The organism is Microbulbifer sp. CAU 1566 (assembly GCF_023156515.1).
GTDB lineage: Bacteria > Pseudomonadota > Gammaproteobacteria > Pseudomonadales > Cellvibrionaceae > Microbulbifer.
This window is the reverse complement of record NZ_JALNMG010000005.1, coordinates 180,868-200,962: the sequence shown is the minus strand read 5'-3', so window position 1 is coordinate 200,962 and position 20,095 is coordinate 180,868. Positions and strand designations below refer to the sequence as shown.

The 20,095-nt window shown below is 59.2% G+C and carries 16 protein-coding genes; 6 read left to right on the top strand and 10 right to left on the bottom strand.

The window, feature by feature from the left end:
- Nucleotides 1-235: 235 nt before the first annotated feature.
- From hemA to M0G74_RS13745, 4 genes are read left to right on the top strand one after another with little or no spacing between them, the layout of a single operon-like run.
- Nucleotides 236-1,540, top strand: coding sequence for a glutamyl-tRNA reductase (gene hemA / locus M0G74_RS13760; RefSeq protein ID WP_248218191.1), 1,305 nt, complete (start codon nt 236-238; stop codon nt 1,538-1,540).
- Nucleotides 1,541-2,626, top strand: a complete 1,086-nt coding sequence (prfA, locus tag M0G74_RS13755; RefSeq protein WP_160154322.1) for a peptide chain release factor 1 — start codon at nt 1,541-1,543, stop codon at nt 2,624-2,626.
- 4 nt (nt 2,627-2,630) lie between these two features.
- Entirely contained in the window at nt 2,631-3,470 is an 840-nt protein-coding gene (gene prmC, locus M0G74_RS13750; RefSeq protein WP_248218189.1) for a peptide chain release factor N(5)-glutamine methyltransferase, read from the top strand.
- Between the two features lie 51 nt (nt 3,471-3,521).
- On the top strand, nt 3,522-4,421 hold the full coding sequence (locus M0G74_RS13745; protein WP_248218187.1) for a cation diffusion facilitator family transporter: 900 nt from the start codon (nt 3,522-3,524) through the stop codon (nt 4,419-4,421).
- 48 nt (nt 4,422-4,469) lie between these two features.
- On the opposite strand, the gene M0G74_RS13740 is transcribed toward M0G74_RS13745, so the two are convergent.
- The 6 genes from M0G74_RS13740 to M0G74_RS13715 form a co-directional block, all read right to left on the bottom strand.
- Nucleotides 4,470-6,536: a prolyl oligopeptidase family serine peptidase gene (locus M0G74_RS13740; RefSeq protein WP_248218186.1), complete on the bottom strand. Its 2,067-nt coding sequence runs from the start codon at nt 6,534-6,536 to the stop codon at nt 4,470-4,472.
- Nucleotides 6,533-8,404 carry a hypothetical protein gene (locus M0G74_RS13735; protein WP_248218184.1) on the bottom strand — a complete coding sequence of 624 codons (1,872 nt, stop codon included), beginning with the start codon at nt 8,402-8,404 and terminating at the stop codon, nt 6,533-6,535. Before M0G74_RS13735 ends, M0G74_RS13740 begins: the two co-directional genes overlap by 4 nt.
- Complete coding sequence (locus tag M0G74_RS13730) at nt 8,401-9,396, bottom strand: ABC transporter ATP-binding protein (protein ID WP_248218177.1); 996 nt, start codon at nt 9,394-9,396, stop codon at nt 8,401-8,403. The genes M0G74_RS13735 and M0G74_RS13730 overlap by 4 nt, the downstream gene beginning before the upstream one ends.
- Nucleotides 9,397-9,411: 15 nt before the next feature.
- Entirely contained in the window at nt 9,412-9,834 is a 423-nt protein-coding gene (locus tag M0G74_RS13725) for a GntR family transcriptional regulator (protein ID WP_248218170.1), read from the bottom strand.
- Nucleotides 9,835-10,161: 327 nt separating this feature from the next.
- The gene (locus M0G74_RS13720) at nt 10,162-11,679 is read right to left on the bottom strand and encodes a succinylglutamate desuccinylase/aspartoacylase family protein (protein WP_248218159.1); all 1,518 of its coding nucleotides are present in this window, start codon (nt 11,677-11,679) and stop codon (nt 10,162-10,164) included.
- 143 nt (nt 11,680-11,822) lie between these two features.
- Nucleotides 11,823-13,187, bottom strand: coding sequence for an MATE family efflux transporter (locus tag M0G74_RS13715; RefSeq protein ID WP_248218156.1), 1,365 nt, complete (start codon nt 13,185-13,187; stop codon nt 11,823-11,825).
- A gap of 149 nt (nt 13,188-13,336) precedes the next feature.
- Here M0G74_RS13715 and M0G74_RS13710 point away from each other — a divergent pair, with 149 nt between their 5' ends.
- Together M0G74_RS13710 and rhlB are read left to right on the top strand one after the other, a co-directional pair.
- Nucleotides 13,337-13,963: a DoxX family protein gene (locus tag M0G74_RS13710; protein ID WP_248218153.1), complete on the top strand. Its 627-nt coding sequence runs from the start codon at nt 13,337-13,339 to the stop codon at nt 13,961-13,963.
- 126 nt (nt 13,964-14,089) lie between these two features.
- Nucleotides 14,090-15,601, top strand: a complete 1,512-nt coding sequence (gene rhlB / locus M0G74_RS13705; RefSeq protein ID WP_248218147.1) for an ATP-dependent RNA helicase RhlB — start codon at nt 14,090-14,092, stop codon at nt 15,599-15,601.
- Between the two features lie 88 nt (nt 15,602-15,689).
- On the opposite strand, the gene cysZ is transcribed toward rhlB, so the two are convergent.
- From cysZ to gatB, 4 genes are all read right to left on the bottom strand, one after another.
- A complete protein-coding gene (gene cysZ, locus M0G74_RS13700) occupies nt 15,690-16,619 on the bottom strand; it encodes a sulfate transporter CysZ (protein ID WP_248218140.1) in 930 nt (309 codons plus the stop codon).
- Between the two features lie 4 nt (nt 16,620-16,623).
- Entirely contained in the window at nt 16,624-16,920 is a 297-nt protein-coding gene (locus tag M0G74_RS13695) for a PA4642 family protein (RefSeq protein ID WP_248218135.1), read from the bottom strand.
- A gap of 15 nt (nt 16,921-16,935) precedes the next feature.
- Nucleotides 16,936-18,501, bottom strand: coding sequence for an amidase (locus tag M0G74_RS13690; protein WP_248218134.1), 1,566 nt, complete (start codon nt 18,499-18,501; stop codon nt 16,936-16,938).
- A 131-nt stretch (nt 18,502-18,632) separates the two neighbouring features.
- Nucleotides 18,633-20,084, bottom strand: a complete 1,452-nt coding sequence (gene gatB, locus M0G74_RS13685; protein WP_248218131.1) for an Asp-tRNA(Asn)/Glu-tRNA(Gln) amidotransferase subunit GatB — start codon at nt 20,082-20,084, stop codon at nt 18,633-18,635.
- Nucleotides 20,085-20,095: the final 11 nt, after the last annotated feature.

Genomic DNA, 20,095 nt, shown 5'->3' with positions numbered 1-20,095 from the left:
GCACCTATTTAATCCTTGTGCATAAACTGCCTTAAGGGTGTGCCGGACAAGGGGCTGTGGATGGTCCGGGCTGCGCGGTTGCGGCGACACGGACAGGTTCCGGTCATCGCCAGGCTATCAGGGGCATAGGCTGCTTCCTCTTGCATGGCGTGCGGCAGCCCCGGACAATGTGCAGCCTTTTACCCCGGGGAGCCCTGTGGCTTCCCGGAAAAACGACCAATGACGACGAGTATCTATGCCAATCCTCGCCCTGGGAATCAATCACGATAGCGCGCCCGTCGCCGTGCGCGAGCGGGTGGCGTTCGCCCCGGAAGTGATGCCCAGCGCGCTGGCGGAGGCGCGGGCGGCGCTGGACTGCCCGGAACTGGCGATTCTTTCTACCTGTAACCGAACCGAGATTTACGGTGAGGTGACTGCTGAGTCGGTTCTGGCCTGGATCTCGAACTATCACAAGGTGCCACTGGAGCAGCTGACCGGCTGCCATTATCAGTTCACCGATGAGTCGGCGGTGCGGCACATGATGCGCGTGGCCTGCGGTTTGGACTCACTGGTACTCGGCGAGCCGCAGATCCTCGGGCAGATGAAGTCCGCCTATGCGGTGGCGCGGGAGTCCGGCAGCGTGGGTTCTACCCTGCACAATGTGTTTCAGCAGGTGTTTTCGGTGGCCAAGAAAGTGCGCACCGAGACAGCGATTGGCGAAAACCCGGTATCCGTGGCGTTTGCCGCGGTTTCCCTGGCATCGCGTATCTTTACCGACCTGGGCCAGCAGACGGCGCTGCTCATCGGTGCCGGCGAGACCATCGAACTGGTGGCCCGGCACTTGCTGGATAAAGGCGTCAAACAGTTAATCGTCGCCAACCGCACCCTCAATCGCGCCCAATCGCTGGCGCAGGATTTTGGCGCCGAGGCGATACTGCTGGCGGATATTCCCGACTACCTGCCGCGGGCGGATATTGTGATCAGCTCCACTGCCAGTCAGTTGCCGATTCTCGGCAAAGGCGCGGTGGAGAGTGCCCTCAAGCAGCGCCGCCACCGCCCCATGTTTATGGTGGATATCGCGGTGCCGCGGGATATCGAGTCCCAGGTGGGCAAGCTGGACGACGTCTATCTCTACACCGTGGATGACCTGCGGGGGGTGATCGACGAGGGCAAGCGCCTGCGGGAAAAGGCCGCCGAAGCGGCAGATGAAATTGTCGATGCCGCCGCGCGGATTTTTATGCGCGAGCACCGCAGTCTGCAGGCGGTGGATTCCATTCGCAGCTATCGCCAGCAGGCCCAGTCGGTCAGTAAAGACGAACTGGAGAAGGCTCTGGTGCAGCTGCGCACCGGTGGCGATCCGGAGCAGTTGCTGGAGCAGCTGGCCCGCTCGCTCACCAACAAATTGATTCACGCGCCCACCGTGGCCCTGCGGCAAGCGACCGCCGAGGGCGACCTTGAGCGTCTGCGCATCGCGCGGGAAATTATTGGCCTGGCGCCAGATGCGTCGGCCCCGGAAACCGATTTGCCGGCGAATACGCCGGATAAGAAGAAACTCAAGTAAATGAAAGATTCGGTACAACACAAACTCGACAACTTGGTGGAGCGCCACGAGGAGGTCTCCGCGCTGTTGGGGGATGCGGAGATCATCAGCGATCAGGAGCAGTTCCGCGAACTGTCGCGGGAGTATTCCGAGCTGGAAGAAGTGGTCAAATGCTACAGCCGCTATAAAACCCTGCAGGAAGACATGGCCGCCGCCCGCGAGATGCTCGAAGAGAGCGACGCGGAAATGCGTGAAATGGCCCAGGAAGAGCTGCGCGAGGCCCAGGCGCAACTGGAGCCGCTGGAAAACGAGTTGCAGACTCTGTTGTTGCCGCGGGATCCCAATGACCGCAAAAACGTCTACCTGGAAATCCGTGCTGGCACCGGCGGTGATGAGGCGGCAATTTTCTCCGGCGACCTGTTCCGCATGTATTCCCGCTATGGCGAGAAGCAGGGCTGGCGCATCGAGGTGATCAGTGAAAACCCCGGTGAGCACGGTGGCTACAAGGAGATCATCACCCGTGTGGCGGGGGATGATGTTTATGCGCGGCTCAAATTCGAATCCGGTGCCCACCGGGTGCAGCGGGTGCCGGAAACCGAATCCCAGGGGCGTATTCACACGTCGGCCTGTACTGTAGCGGTGATGCCAGAGCCCGATGAGCGCGATGCGATTGAGATCAATAAAGCAGACCTGCGTACCGATACCTATCGCGCCTCCGGCGCCGGCGGCCAGCACGTCAACAAAACCGACTCGGCGGTGCGCCTGACCCATATTCCCACCGGTATTGTGGTGGAGTGCCAGGACGAGCGCTCCCAGCACAAGAACCGCGCCAAGGCCATGGCCCTGCTGCAGGCCAAGCTGAACAGCGCCCAGGAGTCCGCCGCCGCCCAGGAAATCTCCGACGCGCGCAGAAACCTGGTGGGCAGCGGCGACCGCTCCGAGCGTATCCGCACCTACAACTTCCCCCAGGGCCGGGTGACCGACCACCGAATCGGCCTGACCCTGTACAAGCTGGATGAGGTGATGCAGGGCGCGCTGGAGGAAGTCATCGACCCCCTGCGCACCGAATACCAGGCGGATCAGCTGGCGGCGTTGGGGCAGCACTGAGCCCATGGCCACGGTGAAGGAAAACCTGCTGCGGGCGACGGAACTGGCACAAAGCGACAGCCCGCGCCTGGACCTGGAGGTGCTCCTGTGTCACCTGCTAGGCAAGAGTCGCGCCTGGCTGTACACCTGGCCGGAGCATCCACTGGATGATACGCAGCAGGCCGCATTCGACCGCCTGTTTCAACGTCGCCTCGCCGGTGAACCGGTGGCGCACCTGACCGGTTCCCGGGAATTCTGGTCACTGCCGCTCAAGGTCAATCGCGCTACTCTGATCCCGCGCCCGGATACCGAGGTGCTGGTGGAGACCGTATTGGCGCTCTGCCCAGAAGACAATCTATCGCTGCTGGACCTCGGTACCGGCACCGGTGCCATTGCACTGGCGCTGGCCAGTGAGAAGCCCGGCTGGCAGATTCTGGCTCTGGACAAAATGCCCGCTGCGGTAGCGCTGGCGGAAGAAAATCGCCAGCAGTTGGGCTTTGCCAATGTGCGGCTGCTACAGAGTGACTGGTTTGCAGCGCTGGCGGACGAGCGTTTCGATGTGATTGTCAGCAATCCTCCCTATATCGACCCCCAAGACCCCCACCTGCGTGAAGGTGATGTGCGTTTTGAGCCGCTGTCTGCACTGGTGGCGGAAGAGGCCGGGCTGGCGGATATCCGCCAGATCGCCGCGGACGCGCGCGGTTTTTTCCGGGGTACCGGCCTACTGCTGGTGGAGCACGGGTGGGATCAGGGTAAGGCGGCGCGCCGGATTTTTTCCGATGCGGGCTACACCGATGTAGAAACCCGGCTTGACTATGCCGGGCGGGAACGTATCACCCTCGGCCGATATCACAGCTCGTCGTAACCGGTCCTTGCACAGATAGGGCCAACAAAAAGTCGTCGCAAGAGGGAAGCTATGCACGATCACGCCCATCACCGCGCTCACCATCACGGTGGCGGAAACCATCTCAAACCCTTGGTGTGGGGCCTTGTCATTACCCTGGCATTTGCTGTGGTGGAAGCCATCGGCGGCTGGATTTCCGGCTCACTGGCCCTGCTGGGCGATGCCGGCCACATGGTGACCGATTCATTTTCCCTGGCTCTCGGCGCCGTTGCCGCACTACTTGCGCAGAAGCCGGCCAGCCGGGAAATGTCGTTTGGCTGGGGGCGCGCGGAAGTACTCGCGGCCATCTTCAATGCCGTGTTCATGCTGTTGATTGTTATCGGCATCGCGATTGCGGCATTCCATCGCCTGCGCGATCCGCAGCCGGTGCAGGGCGGTATGGTGATGCTCATTGCATCCATCGGCCTGCTGGTAAATGTGGCGGTAGCCTGGGTGCTGCACCGGGGGGAGCAGACCCTGAATATCCGCGGTGCGCTGTTGCATGTGATGGGGGATCTGCTGGGTTCTGTGGCGGCGCTGATTGCCGGCGCGGTGATTTACTTCACCGGCTGGACACCGATAGATCCGTTGCTGTCGGTGCTGATCTGTGTGCTGATTCTGTTCTCGAGCTTGAGGCTACTGCGGGATGCCGTCGATGTATTGATGGAGCGGGTGCCCAGAGAGTTGAGTCTGCCGGTGGTGGGCGAAGCCATGGCGGCCGTTGACGGCGTGCGCTCGGTGCACGACCTGCATATCTGGCGCCTGGACAGCAGTATGATTTCGCTATCGGCACACATCGTTGTTGATGATTTGTCCGCTTGGCCCCAGGTGTTAGAACGATTGCGGAAAACGCTTATTCAGCGTTTTGATATTGATCATATTACGTTACAGCCTGAACCGATCCGGTTGGTGTCGATTCGAGAGCCCCTGTAAAGGGGACTCGCAACCTGCTGATCTTCTTGTGTCGGCAGACGGTCGATTTTACTCCTGTAAATTGCTCCCTCCCGCACGCAGGTTTTTCTTCAGGAACCTCTCCAGCTCGGGCGATGGCTTTGTAACACCGCCGCCGAAATGTCTGTGCGCTGCCGCTTCAATTAACCACCCCAGCGCTTCTGCATTTATGCGCTCGCCAGGGCTGTGTCCCGACTCCGGATCGATCAGTAACGTGGGCGTGAAATCGGCATTCGCTTCCGCCATGTAGCGTACATTGCTCTCCACCGCGACGCGGTCGTCCTTCGCGCCCGCCCAGAGATACACCGGCGTCGAGAGGTTTTTTGCATGCATCAATGGCGAATCGCGATGCATCTGCTCGTGCCACGATTCGTCGCCATAGGGGACGCCGTATTTGGGGAAAAGCACCTCGAGTGGTGGGCCGTCTGCGGACAAGGCACTGCCGCCCTCAATGGCAATATCTTCCATTGTCCAGGCCATATCCACCGGCGCCGCGCTCGGTACCGCAAACGCGAAACGCTTGGGGTGATGTGTCACTGCCATCAGGCTGGCATAGCCGCCGAAGGAGTGGCCGACAACCGCCTGTCGCTTTGCGTTGCCGATACCGTTTGCGATCAAGTGATCGAGGCCGGTGATAATGTCATCCAGCACACCATGTTTGCCAAAATCACCACCTGCTGCTTTCACGTAATTCACACCGTAACCGATTGAGGCGCGGAAATTGGGTTTGAAAACGATATAGCCGCGATTGGTCAGCAACTGTGCGCCGATATCGTTTTCGCCAAAGGAGCGGCTGTAAGGACCTCCGTGAATCATTGCGATCAGTGGTGCTTCGTTTAGTGGTATCCCTTTCGGCAGGTAGACATATCCGTGCAGCAACATGCCATCCCTGCCACGCCATTGCACTGGCAGCGAGTTGCTCATCTGTTCCGGTGTGACAGCGCTTTGACTTTCCTGCTCAAAAAGTGGGGTCAGCAATTGTTCTGTGACATCGTAGAGAAAATATCGATGATAAAGCTGGTTTGCCTTGATCGCCTGAATAAACCATCGACTACCATCGCTGGCCGGTTTGATATCGAGATTCGCGTCTTGCAAATCCGGGGGCAGTTTTGTCTTTACGATGTCGAGTTTTGAATCTGTTTCGGCAAGGCGTCCATGCCATTGGACGCGATCGGGACGGTAGGCGATCGCCAGCCAGTCCAGTCCGTCGGGCTGCATGACAACGGACACGGCATCCGCTATGCGGCGCGGATCCTGATGCAGTATCTCCCACTTCTTCAAGCGGGTATCGAATCGCTGTAGCACCGCCCGATCTTCGCCGTTGTGCGCCAGTGCCCAGACGGACTCATTTGCTGCCCCGGCGAAGGCATAGGAAATCGGGTGGCAGCGCTCCGGTAGTGGGCAGCGCATCAGTTCTTGTTTGGTGCCCTTTTCCTGCTTCCAGATTACGGTGTCGAACGCGTCACCGTCATATCCGGCGATATAGCGCAAGCTTCCGTCGGCATTGAGCAGGGCGCTTTGCAGGGCCTTGCGCGATTCATAAACAACCTGGGTTTTCCCGTCTGCGTCAATTGTCAGGTAGCGGTGCAGCCACTTGCCGTTGTCGGCGATTTTTTCGCTCAGTACGGCAAATGCTGGTGCATACCGGTCCACCGTCCAGAGTGCTTGCTGGCGTGCATCATCGAACCGGAATATCCGGCGGCTGGTCTTGGTGCCGATATCGAATACACCAATGCCTTGTTCATCTGCTACCCAGATACGTGCGCCGTCACCAGACCAATAAACCGCGACCTGGTCGCTGTTCGGCAAGATGCGCCGTGACTTGCCACTCTCGATTTCCCGCAGCCAGAGTTCAATCCGTTGCTCCGTATCGCGTCGGAAGGTCAACCAGCGCCCATCCGGCGACATGGACAGATCCCGCACTCTGGCAGGTTGCATGAAGGCATCGCGGGAAATATGCGGCGCAGCTTGTGAATTTTCGGCAATGTGTTTTGCTGTTTGTAGCGCCTGATCGGTATTTCCTTCAGTCGCCTGTGTGGGGCAGGTAACGGCAAGCGACAGCAGAAATACACAACATGCTCGCGCGTAAGCCGTCATATACGCGCTTCCCTTTGTTTTACTTTCTTTGGCCCTACATTCCTTGGCCCTACTTCCCTTGGCTCTAGTAGAAGCAGGCTGAGTAAGGCGGGTAGCCCGATAAGCGCACAATTGGCTAGCCACACGCGGCGGCGACCGACTGGCATACGCGTGCCGCGGATCCACCACCAGGCAGCGCCGGTTGATAGCAGAATGAGTACTAGTGCCGCGTACAGCGCCGGGGCGCGCGGGAATATAGTTACCGTCATCGGCCAAGTCAGCCCCTTATCGAGTGCCATTTCTGGCAAGGTGCGGACCAAATCCATCACCGGCGATACCCACCAGTAAGTGCGCTGGAGTACAGGGAAATCCGGGTTGATTTCCCTCTCGCCGACCACACGCCCGTTGCCGTCGGCATCGACGAAGAGCACCTGTTGCCAGGGAGACGCAGTGGCATTGAACTGGCTGAACCCGATCTGTCGCATGCCGTTGCCATAGACAAACGATACCAGCCAACCATCCATGAGTTCCGCGAGGGTGACGGATTCCAGGTTTTGCGAGCCGCGTGGTAATTCAATCGCCCAGTCCGACAACAGTGGCTTGATATTCGCAGCGGCGCGGTGATCTTCACGCAGCACGATCAGGCGCTGGTTTGTCAGGATCAGCATGCGGTCAAACGCGCGTTGGGGCATAGCAGTGAACCGTTCGTTCTCGCTCATCTGCAGCGCGAGTCGCTGTTCCACTGTCTGGGTATCATCGTCAATGCCGTAGAGGGTGTGCGGCGTAAGCAGATCTCCCTCGTCTGTCGCCACAGGTACGGCGAAGAAAGGTGTGGTCTCATTTGCACCACCGCGTCCGAATACGCCCTTTGTGGTTCCGCTTTCTGGGTCGCGACCGATGAACAGCATTTCGTCGTGGCTGAATGTCCAATCGATCTTTCTTTCCTTGTCGTACCAGCCGGTGGGAAGTTGGAAATTGCTGAGTTGCTGGTGCAGCGGGAAGCGCTTTAGCCAGGGGCCGAACCGCGTGGGCTCGAGCAGCGGCAATTGCGTTTGCCACGAGGAAGCGCGCGGATCTTCACTGTTGACCAGCCCCAGCGCAATTTCCTCATGGGGTTCGGAGCGTTCTGTTTCGATCAGCCCACCTTTCGGCGGATAGTCAGTATTTAGCGGGTCGACGCCGAGAAGTATGCCGCCGGTGACAAACAGGAAGCGGAAGATCACGGCACAGAACAGAAAAAGTCCCAGCTGCAGTGGCAACGCCGTGGCAAGCAGAGTTGCAATGCCCTGAATTGGCGCTTCGCGATTCGCGCGGAAACTGCGCAGTGTGATGTAACCAAGCCACACCAGTGTCAGCATCACTGGCACCAGTAATGCGATTGTCGAAACGAGATGCAGGCTCAGTACAAGTGGAGCAAAGAATATGGCGATAGCCGCACGGCTACGGCTGACACACGCATGCGCGCCCGCCATCCAGGCCATCATGGTGAAACCGAGCAGGTGCGCGATCAACAGGTAATGCCGCAGGTCGACCACTCGGGTCGTCATGACGTCGGTACCGATGACCAGCGCCAGCATGGGCAGGGAAATGGCGACGATGAGTAGTGTCAGTGCCGATAGCGCCAGAGCGCCAAAAATGCGCGCAGGCGCAAGTGGACGATGCATCAGCCAGGTCCACTGACTTGGTTTGCGATAGCTGCCAACCTGGGCAATCGCGAGCACTAAACCTACGCTCATAAAAATAAAGAGCAGCGGCAGTGCTTCGAGGAAGGACATCTGCAGCAGATTGGTGACGCGGTTCAGGAAGATCAGTAGCAGCAGATTTACTATCGCAGCGGCTAGCGCCAGCCAGCGGAAACGGCGAAGCTCCGAGAGGTAGAGATCTTTCACAGGGCGATCTCCTTAGTACTGTGTTTTTCTGTCTCGGTGGGCAAGGGGCGTGCGTGATTACGGGTGAGGAAGGCATTCACTGCGCGATCCAGATCCACAGCTCCCTGCCATACGCTGCGGGCGCCCTTGTCTTTCAAATGCTGGCCAAAGCTTTCGTCCCGGTCCAGCACAATAAAATGAAACAGCCCGTCGATACGCTGCACTTGCAGCACGCCGGGCAAGTATTCTGCACCGGAAGACAGGAAGGGGAATTCGGCAACCCATAGCGAGACGCGCTCACAAAACTCATCCGGCGGGGACATATGCACCAGCTCGCCGCGTTCCAATACGATCAGATTGTCCGCTAACCGCTCAATCTCCTCCATTTGATGTGAGCAATAGATAATACTGCTGCCGGTATCCTCCACTGACGACAGCACGGCTTCGAGAAAGGCGCGCTTGGCGACAACATCGAGCCCGAGCGTTGGTTCATCGAGGATCAGCAACTCCGGGGATTGGGCCATCGCTATCGCGAGATTTACCCCGGCGCGTTCGCCGCGCGACAGCTCGCGAATACGCTGGGCGTCATCGACACTGAAGTGGCCAACGATATTGCGGTAACGTGCCTCGTTCCACTGTGGATAGAGTCTGCGCTGCATTGCGACCACTTCGTTGATGCGCAGCCAGGAGGGGAGACTGTGTTCCTCGTTGACAAAACCGATACGGGCGCGGTCGCATTCCCGCAACGCGCCACAATTACGTCCAAGGATTTCTGCGCTGCCACTGGTTTGTGACTGGAAGCCTAGCAGGATGCGAAACAGTGATGACTTGCCCGCGCCATTTGCCCCTACGATCGCGTGGATACGCCCCGGTGGAATTTGCAAACTGAGATTCTTCAGTGCGAGCTTGTTTCCATAGCGAAGTGAGAGGTCTTTCGTTTCGATGACGAATGTCGATGTGACCGCTGGCTCGGATATGCCTTGTCGGACGATTTTCAGTTCGAGAGAGGACATCTTGTGCTCCATGCGTCACGCGCGACGTTTGCTATGTGTCTGACCGAGTACCGGTTTTAGTTCAGCATCCATACGGTCAAGGATTTCGCGCTTGGTGTAATTCAGGCCGACGACCTCAGCCACGAAGCTGTCGATGGCGATCCCGAGACGGCGCTCACGCTCGTCATCGGACAGTTGTTGTCGCGGTGCGGCGACGAAGAGGCCAAGGCCCTGGCGGGAATCCAGCCAGCCCTGGTTGCTGAGTTCGCTGTAGGCTTTGGCGATGGTGTTCGGGTTTACGGTGAGCTGTTTTGCCAGACCTCGCACACTCGGCAACTGGGCACCTACGGGTAACTCGCCACTCGCGATCTGGAGGCGGATAGCATCGATAATCTGCCGGCTGATCGGTCGCGGATCCGCAGCGCTGAGCTGCAACATCAATGGGACAGTTCGGGACATGGTGGCACCTGTTTCTGTATTATCTGTGCTGTGTGTTGTAGTACAGTTGGGTCGAGATTAGGTGTGCGAAGCTGGGTTGTCAATACTTTGGGCTGGGCTGGGCTGGGCTGGGCTGGGCTGGGCTGGGCTGGGCTGGGCTGGGCTGGGCTGGGCTGGGCTGGGCTGGGGCAACCTGATGGGGCTAATGGGGAATTGGATGCCCTGGGGATGGTGGGTGGAGTGAGGCGCGGGTCAGGTACCCCGTTCCCCCATCCATGGGGATGTTCCGCGAGGCCCCTCTCGCGGAGGGGCTGATGGGCTTGTCAAAACGAAAAGGCGCTGAATTGGTCAGTCCTCCTCGCTCTCCTCATCGTGATCGGTAGCCGGCTGGGTTTCATCCAGAGACTCGGCCGCCGGTGTATCGGCTGACGTTGCCGCATCCTGCGGTGCCGGCGTTTCTTTACTGGCTGGTGCAGCGGCGTCATTAAGTGGCTCTGCTTCAGCAGTCACTTCCTCCGGTGCCGGGATCTGTTCTTCCGGTGCCTGAATGCCGATGTGGTAAGCGGCAAACCCCGGTTGTACTACCTGGTTCATGGCCATACCGAGAATGCGCCCGTTGTACTGGGAGCGGATCTCCTTGCGCACATTGGTGATCGGGTTGGTGACGGTACCCAGCAGGTCGCCCTTGCTGACAAATTCTCCCAGCTGCACCTTGCTGAAAATGATGCCGCCGGTGGTGGCGCGCTGCCAGGTGGAGTTGTAGTAGACCGGTTCCGGCTCGCCCCAGAGACGGAACTTGTTGACCATACCCAACTGGTTGAGCAGGGTGCGGATACCCTTGACGCTGTGGCTGACCGAGAGTTCGTCCAGCACCATGGGTGCGCCGGCTTCCAGGGTGACGGTGGGGATACCTGCGTCAACGGCGGCGCGGCGCAGGGTGCCACTGGCACCGTCGCTGTGCAGGACCACGGTGGAGCCGAAACCTTTGGTGAGCTTCACCACCTTGGGATCGCTGAGGTCGCCGCGCAGCTGAGGCAGGTTGGTGCGATAAAAAGACCCGGTGTGCAGGTCGACGATGGCGTTGCAGTGCACCACCACTTCGTCAAAAAACGAACGTGCAATGCGTGAGGCCGAGGAGCCGTTTTTATCGCCCGGAAAGTGCCGGTTGAGGTCGCGGCGGTCGGTCAGGTAGCGGGAGCTGCGGTGAAATCCCTGCATATTCACAATGGGGACCCCGATCACTACGCCCTTGAGGGTTTCCGGGTTCAGGTTGTACATCACCCGGCGCACGGTTTCGATACCGTTCAATTCATCGCCGTGAATGGCCGCGGTAATGCACAGGGTCGGGCCTGTTTCGGCGCCATTCACCACCAGCACCGGTGTGGCACTGTACACGCCCTCGAAGTGCTGGCTGGGTGACCAGGGCAGGCGGGTAGAGGTGGCCGGTGGCACTTCCGCACCGAGTATCTGCAGTGCCCGGCCCACGGGTGCTGCCGGCTGTTCCTCTGGGGTGGGCTGCGGTTCGGCAGGTTCCTGCGGCGGCGAATCCGTGGTGGGCTCGTCTGCCGGCTCCGCTTGTGGCGGTGTCACCAGCTCCTGTTCGGAAACCGGCTTGTCCAGCTCAATACTTTTTGCCTGCGGCATCGCCGGCTTGTCCTGGGTATCGGAATCCGTTGCGGCGTCGGTGGTCAGCTGCTTTTGCTGGGTTGGCGTCGTTTCTGCGTCGCTCTGAGGTTGGGGCTGTTCCGCGGTGGGTTGTGCACTCTCCTGCGGCGCTCCGAATTCGTCGGATTCTTCCGCAATCAGGTGGGCGGAAACACTGCTGAGGCTCAGCAGCAGGGAAAGGCTCAGAGAGCGACAACGCATGAAATACTCCGTTGACGGTTAAAAAGGCGCATTAACAGATGTAGTAACAACTGGCGCCGAAGATGCAGAGGTCAGGTTGGTGAGAGCGCGAGTATAGCCAATCGGTTCCCGGCGAATTGCGCGATATTTGGCGATTTTCGCAATCAGCCTGTGGCCGGTTTCACAGCCAGGGCCCGGAAGCTGGTGCGTTTCAGGCGCAACAGTAGCAACACCGCGGCAGTGCCGAGGCCGATACAGATGCCGGTCCAGTATCCGTAGACCCCCCAGTACTGCTCTCCCAGCCAGTAAGCGCTGGCCAGGCCTACCAGCCAGTAGGAAAACAGCTGCAGGTACATGGGTACCCGGGTGTCCTTGTAGCCTCGCAGCGCTCCCCAGGCCATGGCCTGGGTGACATCCACCAGTTGGAAAGCGGCAGCGAGCAACAACAGGTTACTGGCGATGGCAATAATGTCCGGGTTTGCGGTGTAAGCGAGTACCAACAGATCCCGCAGGGCGATCAGTGCTATGCCCGTGAACAGGGCGTATACAAAGCCACTACTGACCCCCACGATGCTGACAAAGCGTGCGCGTTTCGGTCTCTTCTGGCCGAGTACCTGCGCCGTGCGAATGCTGACGGCCTGTGCCAGCGCCAGTGCAACCAGGTAAAAGGTGGAGCCGATACTCAGGCCAATCTGGTGGGCGGCGACAATGGTGGCGCCGTAGGATGCCAGCAGCAGGGTCAGGCTGGCGAAAAAGGTAACCTCACTGGCGGCGCCGATGCAGATGGGCATACCTACCGCCAGCAGGTGCCGCAGAGTAGGCCAGTGCGGTGGCGGTGGCAGCAGCTTGAGATCCAGGGCGTGGTACGCGGGATCACGCCCCGCATGCCAGTAAAGGGCGATGGCAATACACCAGCACACCAGGCTGGTGGCCCAGCCGCAACCGGCACCGCCCATGGCCGGAATCGGCCCCCAGCCAAATACGAACAGCAGGTCCAGCGGGATATTGAGCGCCGCCGCAGCGAGATAAATCCGCATCACCGGTCGTACCTGGCCCATTCCCTCGCAGTAACCCCGCAGTGCACTGCCGAAGGCGAAGGGCAGGGTGCCGGTCGCCAGTGCCAGTAAATACTGGACCATCACCTTGCGCACCGGTTCTTCGGTTTGCACCCACTGACTCCACAGCGGGGCTGCCAGCAGGGCCGCCGCGACGAGCAAGCCGCCGACCAGTGCAATCCATACCGACTGACTCATCTGCTGTGCACAGCCCTGTTCGTCACGGGCACCGCGCAGGTTGGCCACTACCGGTGATATCGCCGCCAGCATACCGATCAGGGTCACCGCACACACCGCCCAGATGCTGGAGCCGAGGGCCAGCCCCGCCAGATTGATCTCGCCGGACTGGCCGGCGACGATGGTGTCGGTAACGCCCATGCTCACCACCGCCAGGTTGCTGACCACCAGTGGGCCGCCGAGATTGGCAAGGTGGCGCAGCTCGGTGGCTGTGGCGCGTCGGTAGAGTCTTGGCATGGGGGGACTACGGCTGGCTAAACTGTTGGGAGCTGACTTGGCGCTGAGGTTTACTCGCCCGGATCGCACTCGCCAGGACTGTAAGAATCCTGGGTTGGCTCCGACCAGTTCACTATGGCAAATCAGCCCGGCATACGGGGGAGCGAATTATGGATGGCAGCAACAGCGGGTTCAATCGGATTTACCGGCGTTTTCTGAATCTACTGCGGCCGCTGGAGGGTTTGGGGCCCTTGGGGTTGCGTCTGTTCCTGGGGCCTATCTTTATCTTGGCCGGTTTCAACAAGCTGGGCAGTATCGAGGATGTCGCCGCCTGGTTTGGCAATCCGGACTGGGGCCTGGGACTGCCGGCACCGGTATTGTTGGCCTGGCTGGCGGCGTTGACGGAATTTCTCGGCGGTATCGCCCTGGTGCTGGGTTTGGGGGTACGTCTCGCGGTAATTCCGCTGATGTTCACCATGGCGGTGGCGGCAGTGACAGCCCACTGGCAGTACGGTTGGCACGCACTGCCGGAGCAAACACTGATGATGCCCTGGGAGTGGCGCAAGGATCTGATCGAAGAGGCGCTGGTGCGCAAAGAAAAGGCGGTGGAGCTGCTCAAGGAGCACGGAAACTATGCGTGGCTGACCGAGGCCGGCAACTTTACCGTGCTGAAAAACGGTATCGAGTTTGCGGCCACTTACTTCCTCATGTTGCTGGCGCTGCTGTTCACTGGCGGCGGACGATTTGTAAGCCTGGATTACTGGGTTGCCCGGCGGCGGGGGCTGCTGGAAAGCTGAGCCGGGTTGCTGTTCGCTATTGCGACCCTTAACCGGGCTCAAAAACGGGCTCAAAGGCGCTATAGCTTTATCTATGCATATAGATGGTATACTCGCTGAATATTTGATCATTAAGCGAGTATTCCGTTGATAGGTAAGTTCTTCCGCCGTTCGTCCGACAAGCCTCAAGCGCCCTCAGAACCCAAGGCCACCAGCTCCAAGCCTGATCGCGAAGTGTCTTCTGAGTCCCGAGAAGAGGGTAAGTCTGGCGGCGGTCGCCGGCGCAACCAGCGCCGCAGCGGTGAAAATACCCGCTCTCGTAAGCCGGCCCCTGCCCCGGCCAAGCCCTGGAGCCTGGACGAGTTTCAGGTGGAGCCCCAGGAAGGCAAGGTGCGTTTCCACGATCTGGATCTGCCCCTGCCGCTGATGCACGCCATCTCTGATCTGGGATACCAGTACTGTTCGCCAATCCAGGGCAAGTCTCTTCCGGAAACCCTCAACGGTCACGACCTGGTCGGTAAAGCCCAGACCGGCACCGGCAAGACCGCCGCCTTCCTGATCACTGTCATCGACGACCTGCTCAAGCACCCCTTTGACGGGGAGCGCTATGCCGGTGAAGCCCGCGCCCTGATCATTGCGCCGACGCGGGAGCTGGTGATGCAGATTGCCGACGACGCCAAAAACCTGTGTAAGCACACGGATCTGGAAATTCATACGCTGGTTGGCGGTATGGATTACCAAAAGCAGCAGAAGGCGCTGAACGAGCGCCTGGTGGACATTCTCGTCGCCACCCCCGGTCGCCTGCTGGATTTCGTCAGCAACCGCGATTGCTTCCTGGACCAGACGGAAATCCTGGTGATCGACGAAGCGGACCGCATGCTGGATATGGGCTTTATCCCCCAGGTGCGCCGCATCGTGCGCCAGACCCCGCGCAAGACACACCGCCAGACCATGTTCTTCTCTGCCACCTTCACCCCGGAAGTGGACGACCTGGTAGAGCAGTGGACCACCGACCCCATCATTGTGGAAATCGAGCCGGAGCGCGTGGCGACCGATACGGTTACCCAGCACGTATACCTGGTGTCGGGCGAGGAAAAATACCCGCTGCTGTACAACATCGTGCGTCAGGACGATGTGGAGAGTCTGATTGTCTTCGCCAACCGCCGCGACCAGTGTCGCCGGCTGCACGAAAACCTGATGGCCCACGGGATCAATGCTGGCCTGTTGTCGGGCGAAGTCGCCCAGAACAAGCGTGTACGCACCCTGGAAGATTTCAAAACCGGCAAATCCAAGGTGCTGGTTGCCACTGACGTGGCGGGCCGTGGTATTCATATCGATGGCATCAGCCACGTGGTGAACTACACCCTGCCGGAAGAGCCGGAAGATTACGTGCACCGGATTGGCCGTACTGGCCGCGCCGGCAAGAGCGGCACTTCCATCAGTTTTGCTTGTGAAGACGATGCCATGCGCCTGGAGCCCATCGAGCAATTGCTGGGTAACAAGCTGAAATGCGAGGTTCCGCCGGAAGAATTGCTGGAGCAACCGCCGAAAGTGCATGTGAAGCGCAATTATCCCGATCGGGATGAGCGCGGTGGCCGCGGTGGCAATCGCAGCGGTGGCGGCAATCGCCGTGGCGGCGGTGGTCGCCCCCGTCGATAAATTGCACTGAGTCGTACGATCAAAATTCGGTTCGTACGGTTAAAACAAAAAACGCGGGGAAATCCCGCGTTTTTTGTGTCTGTAAGGTTTATTGATCCGGGCCCTCAATGCCCTTGGGCCATTTCTTTTTTGCCGTTGCCGGTGGTGTTTCTACCGGGATACTTTTTTCATTTGTCCCTTTCCCGTTTGGCCCTTTTCCATTTGGTCCTTTGCCGGGGTCACCATCGGCCCAGATTCTCTCGACCCAAAGTGCGGTACCGCCAGCCACTGCTGCGGGCATCACAAAGATATTCAGTACCGGCACCATCTTCGCCAGCATTACGCTGCCGCCGAAACCGAGGGTGGTGAGCTTCTTGCGCATCAGCACACGTTTCAGTTCGCCAAACGAGCGCTGGTGGTTGTCCAGCGGATAATCCACATACTGGATGGCCATGCACCAGGCGCCCCAGAGGGCGGTGAGTATTGCAGGAATGAACACGGTCCAGCTGGTGAGCAGGGCGATGATGAAGATCACTATGCCCCAGCCGATGAAATACATCAGTTTGCGCAGCTCGCGCCCAAGGGTGCGGAATACCATGCTGTGCAGTGCTTCCGGGGGCGGAGGGTGTCCGGTGAGCAGCTCTTCCACCTTTTCGGCGAGAAGGCCGTTAAAGGGGGCCGCGATGATGTTGGTGATGATGCCGAACAGGTAGCCATACACCATGAAGAACAGCAGCACCACGGCAATCGCAATCAGCCAGGCCAGCCACTGGAACATACTGGCTGCCCAGTCCGCTCCTTTGGCCAGTATCGCGCGCCACCAGGACATATTGGAGGTGTCGACGGGGGTATCGGAAAGCAGGCTGCCAATATAGCGGCCGAGATCGTCGAACTGGCTGATCATCATGGCGCCCAGTGCGATAAACAGCACGAGGTTGATCAGCAGCGGAATGATGATGAATGGGCGCAGCTCCTTCCGGGTGAGCAGCTGCGCCCCCCGGACCAGTGCATTGACGCCGTGTACCGGGTTGGAGGTCATGGTGTTACTCGGCCCCGGCTGCGCGCAGGATATCGGCGTAGTCTTCACCTTGCGCGTGTTCGCCAATGCGCGCCAGCAATGTCTGGCCTTCCGGGCTCTGGCTGTTCAGGTCCAGGCCCTGCTCCTTGAACAGGCGCACAAAGGTCGCAAAATTCTCCGCTTTCATACCGCGGTAGGCGCGCTCCAGCAGGTAAAAGTCGCGGTTGAAACCCTCTGGTGCATCCCCCTCCAGAAATCCGGCGATACGCGCATCGTCGAACACTTCACCGAGAACTTTCTGCTTGTCTTTTTTCAGGCTCATTATTACTTCCTTCTGTCATTTGAGGCCGGAAACGGCCAGCGCGGGATCACCGCTCAGGAAGCGGGGTTCCCGGCGTTGGCGGCTGGACTGTTCGTAATTGTATGCGGCGCGGATTAGCCTGTCTTCCTGGTTGGCGCTGGCAAAAAATGAAATGCCCACCGGCAGGTGACGCACGAACCCCATGGGGACGGTGATATGGGGGTAACCCGCAACGGCAGCAGGCGTGGTGGCCGAGCCGGTAAAGTGATCGCCGTTGATGTGATCGATTTTCCATGCCGGACTTACAGTCGGCGCGATCAGCAGATCGACCTTGTGTTGCGCCATGGTGGCGTCGATGCCTTGCTCTCCGGCCAGCTTTTTCAGCTGTGCCGCGTTTGCGGCAAACTCTTTTTCCTCGCGGCCTGCCGATGCCTGCGCCATCTCAAAAATTTCCTGGCCGAAGTAAGGTAATTCCGCTGTAGCATTTTCCTTGTTGGCGGCAATCAGTGAATCCAGGTCTTTGTATTTTGTTGTCGCTGTCGCCAGGTAATCCTTCAGTGCATCCTTGAAGTCCCATGCGAGCATTTCAAATTCAAGCTCGTGGATTTCCGGGAGGGTAGTGATATTGGCGTTGTCGACAATCGTAGCGCCCTGTTCGCGCATGACCGCCAGTGCCAGTTCGAAAGCGGCATCGGTTTGCGGGCTGTAGCCCATCAAATTTCTGACTACACCGATACGCATGCCCTGCAGGCCCTGAGGCTGCAGGGCGTCGGCAAATTTGGTGGCGTTGTCGAAGCTGTCGGGGTCGCGATCGTCCTTACCGGTCATGGCATCGAGCAGCAGTACTGCGCCGGTCACCGTGGTGGCCATGGGCCCGGCGGTATCCTGGTGGGCAGAAATGGGGATGATCCCGGAGCGGCTGATCAGGCCAAGGGTCGGCTTGATACCGACAATGCCATTCACCGCCGCGGGGCAGGTGACAGAGCCGTCTGTCTCGGTGCCGACCGCCAGGGGCACCATGCCTGCCGCGACTGCAATCGCAGATCCGGAACTGGAGCCGCAGGGGGAGCGACTCAGGTCGTAGGGGTTGCGTGCCTGGCCGCCGGTGCCACTCCAGCCGCTGGAGGACTTGGTAGAGCGGAAGTTGGCCCATTCACTGAGGTTGGCTTTGCCGAGTATGAGCGCGCCATTCTTTTTCAGCTGTTCCACCAGAAAGGCATCGTGACTGGGGATATTGTCTTTGAGCAGTATTGAGCCCGCGGTATTGGGCAGCCCGTCGCTGGTGTCGATATTGTCTTTGAGGAGAACGGGAATACCGTGCAGGGGGCCGAGGATCTGGCCATCCCGGCGGAGTTTGTCGAGGCGTTGGGCCTCGCTCATGGCAGAGGGGCTCAGCTCAATTACGGCATGCAGCTGCGCATTCAGTTGCTGAACCTGTTGGCGATAGCGATTGACCAGTAACTCCGAGCTTGTGGAGCCTTGCTCGAGGGCCGCGCGAATTTGCGAGGTGGTTGCATATTCTCCCTGTGCCCGGAGGCCGGTGGCCGCGAGAGAGAGGTAGATCGGAAGTAACGCGGTAGCCAGGTGTTTTATTGTTTTCATAGGGCTCTTCCTGCTGTGACAGTGTTATTAGGTATGTAATTAGAAAGTTCCCGAAAATAACCCGGGATGGATACCTCTTGCAGTGCTGCAAGCCCCGGGCCACTCCGGGACTTGCAGGTTTTTCATATCCGTTACAGTAAGGCGTCCAGCTTTTGCTTGAGGATCTGGTTGATCATCTGCGGATTTGCCTGTCCCTTGGAGGCCTTCATAATCTGGCCAACGAAGAAGCCCATCATTTTCGGGCGCTTGTCCGGATCGGCATTGCGGTAGTTCTCAACCTGCGCACCGGATGCGGCAATCACATCGTCCACCAGCTTTTCGATGGCACCAGTGTCGGAAACCTGTTTCAGTCCCTTGGCTTCAATTACCGTATCCGCATCGCCGTCACCATTCGCCATTGCCTCGAACACCTGCTTGGCGATTTTGGAGGAGATGGTGTTGTCCTTGATACGGGCAATAAGGCCGGCCAGGTGCTCCGCGGATACCGGGGAATCCGCAATGGATTTTTCTTCCCGGTTCAATAGTGCCGCCAGCTCGCCCATCACCCAGTTGGCCGCCAGTTTCGGTTCCCCGGACCTGGCTGCTACCAGTTCAAAATAATCCGCGGTGGCACGCTCCTGGGTCAGCTGATCCGCATCGTAAGCGGAGAGGCCGTATTCGCTTTCAAAGCGCGCGCACTTGGCATCCGGCAGTTCGGGAAGCTCACTGCGCACCTGTTCGATGTATTCATCGGAGAGTACCACCGGTAACAGGTCCGGGCAGGGGAAGTAGCGGTAATCGTTGGCCACTTCCTTGCTGCGCATGGAGCGGGTTTCGTTTTTGTCGGAGTCGTACAAGCGGGTTTCCTGCACCACTTTGCCACCGTCTTCGATCAGGTCGATCTGGCGCTGGGCCTCGACCTTGATCGCCTTCTCGATAAAGCGGAAGGAGTTGATGTTCTTGATTTCGGCACGGGTGCCGAGCTTTTCCTCGCCTTTCAAGCGCACGGATACGTTGGCATCGCAGCGCAGGGAGCCCTGGGACATGTCGCCGTCAGAAATACCCAGATAGGTGACGATACTGTGGATCTTTTTCAGGTAGGCCACAGCTTCGGCGGCGCTGCGCATATCCGGCTCGGAGACGATTTCAATCAGCGGAGTACCGGCGCGGTTGAGGTCGATGCCGGACATACCGTGGAAATCTTCATGCAAGGATTTTCCAGCGTCTTCCTCAAGATGTGCGTGGTGCAAACGCACGATCTTGCTGCTGCCATCTTCCAGGTGAATTTCGATTTCGCCAGCGCCCACAATGGGTTTTTCCAGTTGGGTGGTCTGGTAGCCCTTGGGCAGATCCGGGTAGAAATAATTCTTGCGCTCGAATACCGAGCGTTTGCCGATTTCGGCGTTCATGGCGAGACCAAACATCACCGCGTAGCGGAACGCCTCTTCATTGGGTACCGGCAGGGTGCCGGGCATGGCGAGGTCAATCGCGCAGGCCTGGGTGTTCGGCTCGGCACCGAATGCGGTACTGGCGCCGGAGAAAATCTTTGATTGGGTGGAGAGCTGTACGTGTACTTCCAGCCCGATGACTACTTCCCATTCCACGTCGTGTCTCC